The organism is Streptomyces krungchingensis, from assembly GCF_054729265.1.
Map to the genome: position 1 here is coordinate 904,139 of NZ_JBPUKY010000002.1, position 12,503 is coordinate 916,641.

At 70.3% G+C, this 12,503-nt stretch carries 10 protein-coding genes; 9 read left to right on the forward strand and 1 reads right to left on the reverse strand.

Features of this window, described 5'->3' with window-relative positions; all coding sequences use genetic code 11:
• Positions 1 to 6: 6 nt before the first annotated feature.
• Genes ACSYGO_RS44740 through ACSYGO_RS44755 form a run of 4 tightly spaced genes read left to right on the forward strand, consistent with a single transcriptional unit; the run spans position 7 to position 5,253 of the window.
• Complete coding sequence (locus ACSYGO_RS44740; protein ID WP_426675380.1) at positions 7 to 1,023, forward strand: glycoside hydrolase family 130 protein; 1,017 nt, start codon at positions 7 to 9, stop codon at positions 1,021 to 1,023.
• Positions 1,020 to 2,237: a Gfo/Idh/MocA family protein gene (locus ACSYGO_RS44745; RefSeq protein ID WP_460390256.1), complete on the forward strand. Its 1,218-nt coding sequence runs from the start codon at positions 1,020 to 1,022 to the stop codon at positions 2,235 to 2,237. Before ACSYGO_RS44740 ends, ACSYGO_RS44745 begins: the two co-directional genes overlap by 4 nt.
• Positions 2,234 to 3,880, forward strand: a complete 1,647-nt coding sequence (locus ACSYGO_RS44750) for a glycoside hydrolase family 13 protein (RefSeq protein ID WP_460390257.1) — start codon at positions 2,234 to 2,236, stop codon at positions 3,878 to 3,880. Before ACSYGO_RS44745 ends, ACSYGO_RS44750 begins: the two co-directional genes overlap by 4 nt.
• Entirely contained in the window at positions 3,877 to 5,253 is a 1,377-nt protein-coding gene (locus ACSYGO_RS44755; protein ID WP_460390258.1) for a phosphomannomutase/phosphoglucomutase, read from the forward strand. Before ACSYGO_RS44750 ends, ACSYGO_RS44755 begins: the two co-directional genes overlap by 4 nt.
• A gap of 149 nt (positions 5,254 to 5,402) precedes the next feature.
• On the opposite strand, the gene ACSYGO_RS44760 is transcribed toward ACSYGO_RS44755, so the two are convergent.
• Positions 5,403 to 7,049: an alkaline phosphatase D family protein gene (locus tag ACSYGO_RS44760; protein WP_460390259.1), complete on the reverse strand. Its 1,647-nt coding sequence runs from the start codon at positions 7,047 to 7,049 to the stop codon at positions 5,403 to 5,405.
• A 534-nt stretch (positions 7,050 to 7,583) separates the two neighbouring features.
• On the opposite strand from ACSYGO_RS44760, the gene ACSYGO_RS44765 reads away from it, so the two are divergent.
• The 5 genes from ACSYGO_RS44765 (at position 7,584) to ACSYGO_RS44785 (ending at position 12,503) form a co-directional block, all read left to right on the forward strand.
• Positions 7,584 to 7,952, forward strand: coding sequence for a VOC family protein (locus ACSYGO_RS44765; protein WP_426674855.1), 369 nt, complete (start codon positions 7,584 to 7,586; stop codon positions 7,950 to 7,952).
• Positions 7,953 to 8,222: 270 nt separating this feature from the next.
• Positions 8,223 to 8,921: a GNAT family N-acetyltransferase gene (locus tag ACSYGO_RS44770; RefSeq protein WP_460390260.1), complete on the forward strand. Its 699-nt coding sequence runs from the start codon at positions 8,223 to 8,225 to the stop codon at positions 8,919 to 8,921.
• Positions 8,922 to 9,259: 338 nt separating this feature from the next.
• Positions 9,260 to 10,486, forward strand: a complete 1,227-nt coding sequence (locus tag ACSYGO_RS44775) for an acyl-CoA dehydrogenase family protein (RefSeq protein WP_460390261.1) — start codon at positions 9,260 to 9,262, stop codon at positions 10,484 to 10,486.
• Positions 10,487 to 10,491: 5 nt separating this feature from the next.
• Entirely contained in the window at positions 10,492 to 11,724 is a 1,233-nt protein-coding gene (locus ACSYGO_RS44780; RefSeq protein ID WP_460390262.1) for a CaiB/BaiF CoA transferase family protein, read from the forward strand.
• Positions 11,721 to 12,503 carry a crotonase/enoyl-CoA hydratase family protein gene (locus tag ACSYGO_RS44785; RefSeq protein WP_460390263.1) on the forward strand — a complete coding sequence of 261 codons (783 nt, stop codon included), beginning with the start codon at positions 11,721 to 11,723 and terminating at the stop codon, positions 12,501 to 12,503. The genes ACSYGO_RS44780 and ACSYGO_RS44785 overlap by 4 nt, the downstream gene beginning before the upstream one ends.

Genomic DNA, 12,503 nt, shown 5'->3' on the forward strand with positions numbered 1-12,503 from the left:
GTCGTGATGTCTCCGCTGCCCGGCGAGGCCAACGAGGCCGAGGGCGTGCTCAACCCCGCCTCCGGCCGCACCCCCGACGGCACGCTGCACCTGCTGCCGCGACTCGTCTCCGAGGGCAACGTCTCCCGCGTCGGTCTCGCCGAAGTCACCCTCGAGGACGGTGTCCCCACCGGAGTCGAGCGCCGCGGCGTGGTGCTCGCACCCGACGCCGGATGGGAGCGCGGCAAGAACAACGCCGGTGTCGAGGACCCCCGCACCACCTGGATCGAGGATCTGGGCCGGTACGTCATGTCGTACGTGGCCTACGGCCCGCTCGGACCCAAGCCCGCCCTCGCCGTCTCCGAGGACCTCCTCAACTGGGAACGCCTCGGCCCCATCCAGTTCGCCTACCAGCCCGACCTGGACACCGACCTCAACCTCTTCCCCAACAAGGACGTCGTGCACTTCCCCGAGCCCGTGCCGGGCCCGGACGGCGCGCTCTCCTACGCCATGCTGCACCGCCCGATGTGGGACCTCGGCTGGTTCCGGCCGGGCGAGGGTGTGCACCTGCCCGCCGGCGTGACCGACGAGCGCCCCGGCATCTGGATCTCCTACGTGCCCGTCGACGAGGTGAAGCAGGACCTGAGCGCCCTGACCCGCCCGCGCCACCACCGCCTGGTCGCGCTGTCGGAACACCCCTGGGAAGACCTCAAGATCGGAGCCGGGCCGGCCCCCATCCGCGTCGACGAGGGCTGGCTGCTCATCCACCACGGTGTCTCCGGCACGATCGAAGACCCGTTCGCCCAGGTGCAGACGGTCAACTACGCGGCCGGCGCCATGATCCTCGACCCCGCCGACCCGGCCCGTGTCATCGCCCGCACCGCAGAACCGCTCATGGCCCCGGAGACCGAGGAGGAGCGCTCCGGCACCGTCCCCAACGTGGTCTTCCCCACCGCGATCGAGGAGATCGACGGCGTGCGTTACGTGTTCTACGGGATGGCCGACGCGCACATCGGCGTGGCCCGCCTGGACCGGTCCCAGTGAGCCCCGGCCCCGCGGGGCACGGCGTCGCGCTGGTCGGCTGCGGCGCCTTCGGCTCGTTCGTGCTGGAGGCGATACGCGACATCCCCTCGCTTCGGGTCATCGCGTGCGCCGACGCCGACCGGGGCCGGGCCGAGGAACTCGCCGCCCGCCACGGCGCCACCGCCCACGCACGTGTGGAGGATGTCGCCGCCCTCCCCGACGTCGACGTGGTCGTCCTGGCCACCCCGCCGGCCGCGCACGCGGACGGCGCGGTGGCCGCCCTGCGGGCCGGCAAGCACGTCTTCTGCGAGAAGCCGATGGCGCTCACCGTCGAGGACGCCGCGCGCGTCGAGGCGGTGAGCCGTAGGTCGCCAGGGGTGTTCGTCGTCGACCATGTGCTGCGCTACAACCCCCTTCTGCGGCTGCTCCAACGGCTCGGGCAGGAACAACTGCTCGACCCGCTGCGCCGGTTCGCCTTCGAGAACGACGCCTCCGACGAGGACCTCGGCCCGGACCACTGGTTCTGGGACCCGGCGCACAGCGGCGGCATCCACGTCGAGCACGGTGTGCACTTCTTCGACGCCGCGAACGCCCTGATGGGCAGCGGCCCGCTCCAAGTACAGGGCACCGAGGTGCGGCGCCAGGACGGCCCGGTGGACATCGTGGTGGCCACGGCCGTCCACCCCGGCGGCGCCGTCGCCACCCACACCCACTCCTTCACCCACGCGCACCGCGCCGAGCGGCAGCTGATGCGGCTGGACTACGGCTTCGCCGAAGCCCGGCTCACCGGCTGGATACCGACGTACGCGACACTCACCGCGTGGACCGACGAGGCGGGCGCGGCCCGCTGGGAGGCGCTGCCCGCACGGGCCGCCGAACTCCTCGCGGTTCCCGGCCTGCGCCCGCACGGCGAGGAACACGTCACGGTGACCGTCGCACGCGAGGCCGGCTCCTCCCGCCCGGCCCGCGGCAGAGGGATCACGCGCAGCGTCCCGCACCGGGTCGACTGCGTCGTCGACCTGGGCGGCGAGGACCGCAAACCGCACGTGTACGCCGAGAGCGTGCGGGCGGCCATGACCGACCTCCTGCACTGCGCGGCACACGGCGGCACACCACAGGCCGACGCCCGCGCCGGACTGACGGCCGTGGCCGTGGCGCGGGCCGCCACCACGTCCGCGCAGAGCGGCCGGATTGTCGCCCTCGTCGACACCGCCCCGGCCGGAGGCGCCGGATGACGGCATCCGACCTGCTCCACGACGACGGCCGCCCTGTGTGGTGGAGAGAGGCCGTCTGTTACGAGATCCACCCTCGTGCCTTCGCCGACGGCAACGGCGACGGCACCGGCGACCTTCCCGGAGCCACCGCCCGCCTGGACCACCTGGCGGACCTCGGCGTCGATGCGGTGTGGATCACCCCGTTCTACCCCTCGCCGCTGGCGGACGGCGGCTACGACATCTGCGACCACACCGGCGTCGCGCCCGACCTCGGGACGCCCGCAGACTTCGACGCCCTGGTGACCAAGGCGCACGCGCTGGGCATCAAGGTCCTGGTCGACGTCGTCCCCAATCACACCTCCCACCGGCATCCCTGGTTCCAGGACGCGCTCACCTCCGGCCCCGGCGCCCCGGCCAGAACGCGCTACATCTTCCGGGACGGCCGCGGCGAGAAGGGCGAACTGGCCCCCAACGACTGGCAGTCCGCGTTCGGCGGCCCCGCCTGGACCAGAATCGACGAGGCGGACGGCCGCCCCGGACAGTGGTACCTGCACCTGCACGCACCGGAGCAGCCCGACCTCGACTGGCGCCACACCGAGGTCGTCGCCGAGTTCGAGCGCATCCTCAGACACTGGCTCGACCGCGGTGTCGACGGTTTCCGCGTCGACGTCGCCCACACTCTGTTCAAGGCCGAGGACCTTCCCGACGCCGGCCCCGGCCAGCACCAGGACGTCCACCGCAACCACCTGATGCCCTACTACGACCAGGACGAACTGCACCCCCTGTTCCGTGCCTGGCGCGCCCTGCTCGACCGGCACCCCGCCCCCGCCGGGGCGGTGGCCCCGCCCGAGCGCGTGATGGTGGCCGAGGCCGGCATCTTCGACCGTGAACGCCTGGCCCGCTACGTCGCCCCGGGAGAGATGCAGCAGACGTTCAACTTCGCCTTCCTGGAATGCCCTTGGGACGGACCCACGATGCGGGAGGTCGTCGAGCAGTCCGCACGCGCCATGCAGGCCGTGGGCGCTCCCGTCACCTGGGTGCTCTCCAGCCACGACGCCATCCGTCCGGTCAGCCGCTACGGGGGCGGCCGGCTCGGCGGACGACGCGCCCGTGCGGCGGCGTTGCTGATGCTGGGTTTGCCGGGCGCGGCGTACATCTACCAGGGCGAGGAACTGGGCCTGCCCCAGGCCCCCGTCCCCGACGACCGGATCCGCGACCCGCTGTGGATACGCTCCGAACACCTCCAACGGGGACGCGACGGCTGCCGCGTGCCGCTGCCCTGGGCGGGGAGCGTCCCTCCGTACGACTTCAGCGACGCCGCAGCGGAGAACTGCTGGTTCCCCCAGCCCGCCGACTGGGCGGAACTCACCGTCGCGGCACAGCACGAGGACGAACAATCCATGCTCGCGCTGTACAGGGCAGCACTGCGCCTGCGCCGCGCCCATCCCGCACACGACACCGCACTGCGCACCCAAGGCCCCGAGAACGGCGAGTGGTTCGCCTTCCAACGGGCGCCCGGACTGCACTGCCTGGTCAACTTCGGACCGCGGCCCGTCCCCCTGGACGATCACGCCCAGGTACTGCTGTCCAGCGCACCGCTCGACGACCGTACCGTCCCCCAGGACACCGCGGTCTGGATCACCTACAAGGAGCACCAACAGTGAACAAGGAACCAGGCATCGACCTGACCTCACTGGTGAAGGCGTACGACGTCCGCGGCATCGTCCCCGATCAGCTCGACGAGGACCTCGCCCGGCTGTTCGGCGCCGCCTTCGTCGAGACGACCGGCGCCACCGCCATCGTGACCGGGCACGACATGCGCCCCAGCTCGCCCGCTCTGGCGCGAGCCTTCGCCCAGGGTGCCGCCGGGCAGGGGGCCGACGTCATCGAGATCGGCCTGTGCTCCACGGACGAGCTGTACTTCGCCAGCGGCCATCTCGACCGGGCCGGCGCGATGTTCACCGCCAGCCACAACCCCGCCCGCTACAACGGCATCAAGATGTGCCGGGCCGGTGCGGCACCGATCGGCCAGGACACGGGACTGCGCGACATCCGTACGCTCGTGGAGTCCTGGGCAGCCGGCGAGCCCCTCCCGTCCCCGGGCCGCACGACCGGATCCGTCACCCGCCGCGACATGCTCGCCGACTACGCGGCCCACCTGCTGGGCCTCGTCGACGTCCGCACCGTCCGCCCCCTCAAGATCGTGGTGGACGCCGGCAACGGCATGAGCGGCCTGACCGTGCCCGCCGTCTTCCGCGACGTGCCGGTGGACATCGTCCCCCTGTACTTCGAACTCGACGGGACCTTCCCCAACCACGAGGCCAACCCACTGAACCCGGCCAACATCGTCGACCTGCAACGCGCAGTTCGCGAGAACGATGCCGACCTCGGCCTGGCCTTCGACGGCGACGCCGACCGCTGCTTCGTGGTCGACGAACGCGGCGAGGCCGTCGCCCCCTCCGCCGTGACCGCCCTGATCGCCGCCCGCCTGCTGGCCGCCCACCCGGGAAGCACCGTCCTGCACAACCTGATCACGTCCCGGACGGTGCCCGAAGTGGTCCGCGAACTCGGCGGAGTACCGGTCCGTACACGGGTGGGCCACTCCTTCATCAAGGCCGAGATGACGCGCACGGGCGCGGTGTTCGGCGGCGAGCACTCGGCGCACTACTACTTCCGCGACTTCTGGAACGCCGACACCGGCATGCTGGCCGCCCTGCACGTGATCGCCACGCTCGGCACGCAGCAGGAACCCCTGTCCCGCCTGGTGCGCCGCTACCAGCGCTACGCGGCGTCGGGGGAGATCAACAGCACCGTCCACGACCAGAAGTCCACCATCGCGGCCGTACGCGAGGCCTTCACCGCCCGCACCGGAGTGACCAGCGACGAGCTCGACGGCCTGACCATCTCCACCGCCGACTGGTGGTTCAACCTGCGCCCCTCCAACACCGAACCGATGCTCCGGCTCAACGTGGAGGCGGAGGACACGGACACACTCACCCGGGTACGGGACGAGGTCCTGACACTGGTTCACCGCTGAGACGGCGACGCCTGACAGGGCCACGTCGTGCCCGGGCGATGAGGACATGTGTCTGCTGCTCCGTGCCTCGCGCTGTACGGCGGGCCTGGTCCCGGCCGCCGGGATGCCGACGGCCGGGACCGGTGATGCTTCGTGCCCTGGAGCGCGGGTCAGGCCGGAGTGAGACCCGGGTTGCCCGACTCGGAGACGAAAGAGGCGCCCTGGACCAGCGGGGCGTCCGGCTTGGTGACGTAGTCCACGGACCGGTAGTCGCCGCGCGCGGCCTCGGCGTCGAGCGTGACCTTCACATAACCACGGCGCCCGTCGTAGTACTTCATGTGCGGGTTGCGCGCGAGATACGCGGCGTGGTTCGAGGGGTGGGCCACCCCGTCGGCGCCGCTGGCGATCGACGTGGTGACGAACTCGGTGCCGACGGTGCGCGAATCGGGGTCGCCGGCGTCGCGCTTTATGTCGAGCGCGTACGACACGTGCACGTCACCGGTGAACACGACGAGATTCTCCACGCCCGCCGCCTCGGCCCCGGCCAGGATGCGCTCGCGGGAGGCCGGGTAGCCGTCCCAGGAGTCCATGCTGAGCGTGCCGGAGCCGTCGGGGTTGTTGCGGCGGGAGAAGGTCACCTGCTGCGGCACGACGTTCCACTGCGCGCGGGAGGCCTTCCAGCCGTCGATCAGCCACCGCTCCTGCTGGAGACCCGGCAGGGTCATCGACTCGGCGGTGGACTCGGGACCCGGGGCCTTCCATCCGTCGCCGTACGCCTGGTCGGTGCGGTACTGGCGCGTGTCGAGGACGTCGAACTGGGCCAGGCGGCCCCAGTGCAGGCGGCGGTAGAGCCGCATGTCCGGGCCGTCGGGCCGCTGGGGCCGGCGCAGCGGCTGGTTCTCCCAGTACGCGCGGTAGGCGGCGGCCCGCCGGACGAGGAACTCCTCCGGCGGCACGTCGTTCTCGGGGGTCTCGTCCGCGTAGTTGTTCTCGGTCTCGTGGTCGTCCCAGGTGACGACGAACGGGTGGGCGGCGTGCGCGGCCATCAAGTCGGGGTCCGACTTGTAGAGGGCATACCGCAGGCGGTAGTCCTCCAGCGTGACCGTCTCGCGGTTGAACAGGGCGGGCAGACGACGGTCCGTGTAGGCGCGCTTGCCGCCGACGGCGGTCACGGTGTACTCGTACAGGTAGTCGCCGAGGTGGAAGACGGCATCGACGTCCTCCCCCGCGAGGTGCGTGTACGGGGTGAAGTAGCCGTCGTGATAGGCCTGGCAGGAGACGATCGCGAGGCGCATCTCGCTGGACCTGGCGTTGTTCGCCGGCGCGGTGCGGGTACGGCCGACGGGGCTGACCCAGTCTCCGGTGCGAAAACGGTAGAAGTACACCCGGTCCGCGTCCAGCCCCTTCACCTCGACGTGCACGGCGTGGTTGAACTCCGGGTGGGCGAGCTCGGTGCCGCGCCGCACGATGCGGGTGAAACGGTCATCGTGCGCGAGTTCCCAGCGCACCTTCACGTTCTTGGCGGGCAGGCCGTTGCCCGGCTCGAACAGCCTGGGCGCCAGTCGCGTCCAGAGCAGGACCGAGGACGGCAGCGGGTCGCCGGAGGCGACGCCCATCGTGAAGGGGTTTTCGGTGATCTTGCCGGCGTCCAGCTCCGCGGCGGCAGCGGCACCGGCAGCCGGCAGGTTGGTGGCGAAGGCGAGTGCGGCGGCCGCGCCCGTGACGGTGAGGAAACGGCGGCGGTTCAGATGCCGCGCAGCGGCGAGCATCTCACCGTCGTGGCCTTCGGCCGGTGTCTGCTGTGACTTCGGTGCCATGAAAGAAGTCCCTCCCTGGGAAGTCCGTGGACTCGAGGCGTGGGCGGCCCCAGTGCCCCAAGAGAGGGAAGTTGCCCAAGGAGATCGCAGGTTGGCCGTGGGACAGCCGAAGTATGGCGCAGGGCTGAGCAGTTGGGGAGGCGGTGCCAGGCGAAGCCGGCCGGTCCGATGTCCGTCAGGCGCAGTCGAGGGTGGCGTGACGCCACCCCCGGGCGGGCTCAGCATCGGGACGCAGATGGGTGCGCCAGTTCAAAGCACCCTCGGATGTAGACGGCCGCGTACGTCCTGGAGGCGGCACCAGACATCCCAAGCGACTGACCCTGGTCCTGGACTCGAAGACCTACGTCCATCTCGGCCACCGGGAGCAGTGGCGCGGAGCCAAGGACTTCACCTTCGCCTACGCCCGCAAGGCCGACGGCTTCCCCAGAGGAAGGTCGTCACGATGCAGCCAGATCGGGCGTTCCTGCCGATGAGTTCACCGTCCTCGAACGGTCTACCCAGCGACACGACCGTTCTCATCTCGCCAGGAGTGCCATGTCCACCATCCAGCCAGTGATCCTGACCGCCGACCAGGACGTCCTGCTCGACTTCTACACGAAACTGTTCGGCGCCGAGGAGATCTTCCGGGTACCGGAGGAAGGGCCGGCCTTCTACCTCGGCCTGCGGATCGGCGACACCGACCTCGGGCTGGTGGCCAAGACGAAACCGGGGACCGGGGAGGCACCGCGGATCTTGCTCAGCATCGGCGTCGACGACGTCGATGAGACGCTCGGCCGGGTGACGGCGCTGGGCGGCTCGGTCCGCGGCGGCCCCAACGACATGCCGTGGGGACAGCGTGTCGCCCACATCCAGGACCCCGACGGCAACCCGCTGAACCTCACCCAGCCGATCCCGGCCCAGTGACGCTGTCCCGGGTGCTCGTGCCGGTCGTGGGCTGCCTGCGGTAGAGATCCTCTGCCGGTAGTGGCCTCGACCAGGAGGGTTCACGGATTCTGGGCCCGCACTTTGAGGTGTCGCACGATGTGCTCGGATCGTAGGACGCTCCAGTCCAGTTCCCTTGCGAAGACCGGCTGTACGCTCAGCCGGGTGAAGATTGCGTCGCTCGGGTTCCGCACAGATCTGATGTTGCTGGAGATGGGTGGATCAGTGGTCACCGACCACGGGAGACATCTGGTGGTCCGCACCCCGGCGAACCCTGGTTTTCACTGGGGGAACTTCCTTTTGTTCGAGTCTCCGCCTCAGCGAGGCGACGCGTCCCGATGGTCGACGTCGTTCGAGGCGGAGTTCCCCGAGGCGAGGTACCGGGCTTTCGGCGTGGACGGCGTCGCCGGCACGGTGGGAGACAGGACAGAGCACCAGGCGCTCGGAGTGACCGCTGAAGTCGACACGGTACTGACAGCGGACCGGCTCGTGTCATCCGGTGCGGCCCCGCAAGCCGACGTCCGTCTGCTGACGTGCGACGACGAGTGGCGCCAGGTACTGGAACTGCACTTCGCCTGCTACGGATTGCCGTCGGACAGCGATGGTCGGCACTTCGCCGAGCGACAGGTCGCCGGCTACCGCAGTCTGTGCGAGGCCGGTCACGGAAGCTGGGCCGGTGCCTTCGTCGAGGACCGTCTGTGTGCCGGAGCCGGATTGTTCGCCGACGCCTCGGGACTGGCGCGGTTCCAGAACGTCGCGACTCATCCTGACTTCCGTCGCCGAGGTCTGGCTTCCGCCGTCATCCGCCATGCGGCCCAGCACGCGCGCCTCCCCGCAGACATCCGCAAGCTCGTCATCGTCGCGGACCCCGACGACGATGCCATCCGCCTCTACCGGGCGCTCGGTTTCATGGACGCGGAGCAACAGGTCCAACTCCACAAGGCAGGCTGACCAGCCGCCCGCCACCCCGCCGTTGCCTCCGCCATCAGCCGTCGCTCGGACCTGAGCGGAAGACGCCCCGGCGTGTCGCCACCGCCGGTGGCTTCGGCGCGCCACCACCGACAGGACGCTCGGACAGTCTCCGCAGTCCTGCCTCACTTCTCCCGCGCCGGGGACGACGGGCCACTCGGGTGGTCCGCGGCGACACAGCGCCCCTCGGCTGTGCGGGTCCGGGGGACGTCCCCTGCAGCCGCGTTTAATCGCGCTCGAGAACCGAAATGCCGAGCGTCGAGAGCGCTGACGGGCGCTGATCTCCGGGCCACGTCCCGCACCGCTTGAGGGAGATTGCAATGAGCGGCACCACGGCTTTGCCGACACCGTCCGGTCCCTACCTGGACAAAGGGCTGATGCCTGCCGACTTCTACGCCTACGAGGAGCTGCTGTCGGACAGTGAGCGGGGGAAGATCGAGTCCGTCCGTGAGTTCCTCCGCACGCAGGTCGCCCCGATCATCGGCGACTACTGGGGCCGGGCCGAGTTCCCCTTCCAGCTGGTCGAGGGCTTCGGGGGACTCGGTCTCCTGAACTGGGCCGACCCTGACTCGCAGGAATCCAGGCCGAGCAACCTCTTCGCGGGTCTCCTGGCGTTGGAGCTCGCGCATGCCGACGCGTCGGTGGCGACGTTCTTCGGCGTGCACACGGGCTTGGCCATGGGCACCATCCTCACCTGCGGCTCGGAGGAGCAGAAGCGCCGATGGCTGCCGGCGATGAGTCGCTTCGAGAAGATCGGCGCCTTCGGGTTGACCGAGCCGCACGGCGGCTCCGACGTGGCCGGCGGTCTGGCGACGACCGCGCGCCGCGACGGCGACGCATGGATCATCGACGGCGCGAAGCGGTGGATCGGCAACGCGACCTTCGCCGACCTGGTCGTCATCTGGGCCCGCGATGCCGAGACCCGTCATGTGCTGGGCTTCGTCGTCGAGAAGGACACACCCGGGTTCACCGCCACGAAGATCGAGCGGAAGATGGCGCTGCGGATCGTGCAGAACGCCGACATCGTGCTCGACGGCTGCCGTGTACCGGAGACCAACCGGCTGCAGAACGCGAACTCGTTCAAGGACACCGCCAAGATCCTGCGCCAGACCCGCAGCGGCGTGGCGTGGCAGGCGGTGGGCATGATGTTCGCCGCCTACGAGATCGCCCTGCAGTACGCGATGGAGCGGGAACAGTTCGGGCGCCCGATCGGGAGCTTCCAGCTCGTGCAGGACCTGCTGGTGAGAATGCTCGGCAACGCCACGGCATCGTGCGGGATGGTCACGCGCCTGGCCCAGTTGCAGGACGCCGGGGTGTTCCGCGACGAGCAGTCCGCCCTGGCGAAGGCCTACTGCACGGCGCAAATGCGCGAGACCGTGGGATGGGCGCGCGAACTGCTGGCCGGCAACGGCATCCTCCTCGACTACAACATCGGCCGCTTCGTCGCCGACGCCGAGGCCATCTACTCGTACGAGGGCACGCGGGAGATCCAGACCCTCATCGTCGGACGCGCCGTCACCGACGGCCTGAGCGCATTCGTGAGGTGACGGCGATGACCACCGAATCCGTCTTCACCGGCCTGAAGGTCCTGGACGTGTCGAGCTTCATCGCCGCACCGGCCGCGGCCACCATGCTGTCCGACTTCGGAGCGGACGTCATCAAGATCGAACCGCCGGGACAGGGCGACCCGCAACGGAGGCTGAGCTCCGTGCCGCCGAGCCCCCAGGCGCAGGCCAACTACAGCTGGCACCTCGCCAACCGCAACAAGCGCGGCATGGTGATCGACCTGAAGTCACCGGCGGCCACCGAGGTCCTCAAACGTCTCGTCCAGTGGGCCGACGTGGTGATCACCAACTTCCCGCACGGCGCGCGCGAAAGGCTGCACCTCGGCTACGACGAGGTGGCGGGCTGGAATCCAAGGGTCGTCTACGCCGACATCACCGGCTTCGGCGATACCGGCCCCGACGCCGGGCAGCCGGGTTTCGACCTGACCGCCGCCTGGTCGCGCAGCGGGCTGCTGGCCTCCACCCGGGACGCGGGAGCCCCACCGACGGTGCCCGTCTGGGGCAGCGGCGACTACATGTCGGCGATCGCCATCTACGCGGCGATCGTGACCGCCCTCTACCGCCGCGAACGGACGGGGCAAGGGGCCAGCGTCGGGACGTCGCTGCTCGCCATGGGCGTCTGGGCCACGGGAACGCTCGTCGCCGGCGCGCTCGCCGGCGGCACACCGTTCCAGCTGCATGACCGGAACGCGCCCGCGAACCCGCTGATCAACCCCTACCGGACCGCGGACGACGAGTGGTTCATGCTGGTCGCCTCACCCTCGCACTGGCCGGGACTGACGCGGGCCATCGGGCACCCCGAACTGCTCGAGGATCCCCGTTTCGCGGGCGTCGAGGGCTTCGTCAAGAACTCCGCCGCGCTGAGCGAGCTGCTCGACTCCGAATTCCGCTCGCAGCCCTTCGCCCACTGGAAGGACGCCCTGGGCAGGGAACGCGTCACCTACAGCCTCATTCAGACGCCGGAGGAGGCCGCGCAGGACCCGCAGCTGCGCGCGAACGACATCGTGGTGCCGCTGGAAGGGGTCAGCGGGCTGAAGGAAACCATCAGCAGCCCGGTCAACCTCAGAGGGGTGCCGAAGGCGCCCGCGAAGCGAGCACCCGACCTGGGCGAGCACAACGACGAGATCCTCGCCGAGCTGGGATTCGGCCCCACCGAGATCGCCGAGCTGCGCACCAAGGGAGCGATCCCCGGCACGACGGAAGCGGAGACACCGCGATGAGCACGGCGTCCCCAGCGTCCGACATGGTGCTCCACGAGCGCCGTAGCGGCGTGCTGACCATCACCATCAACCGCCCGGCCCAGAAGAACGCCGTCGACCACGAGGTCGCGGTACAACTCGCCGCGGCCGTGGATCTGCTCGACGGGGACCCGGAGCTGTCCGTCGGCGTACTCACGGGCGCGGGCGGGGTGTTCAGCGCCGGCATGGACCTGAAGGCATTCGCCAAGGGTGAGCTGCCGGTGATCCCCGGCCGGGGATTCGGCGGGCTCACCGGCACGGCGGTGCACAAGCCGTTGATCGCCGCGGTCGAGGGCTGGGCGCTCGGCGGCGGATTCGAGATGGTGCTCGCCTGCGATCTGATCGTCGCCGCGGAGGACGCCCGGTTCGGGCTTCCCGAGGTCACGCGCGGTCTCGTGGCGGCAACGGGCGGACTGGTCAGGCTCCCGCGCCGCCTTCCGTACCACGTCGCCGCGCGCGTACTGCTCACGGGCGAGCCGCTGACCGCCGCCGAAGGCAAGGAGTACGGGCTCGTCAACGAGCTGACCCCACCCGGCGCCGCGCTGGACGGGGCCCGGCAACTGGCGGAGCGCGTCGCGCGGAACGCACCGCTGGCGCTGGCAGCCGTCAAGGAAGTCCTGCGGGAAACGCAGGGCCTGAACGAGAGTGACGCCTTCACACGCCAGGACGAGATCACGAGGGGGCTGTTCTCCAGCGAGGACGCGCGGGAAGGCGCACGGGCGTTCGCCGAGAAGCGCAGCCCCGTCTGGCACGGCCGCTGA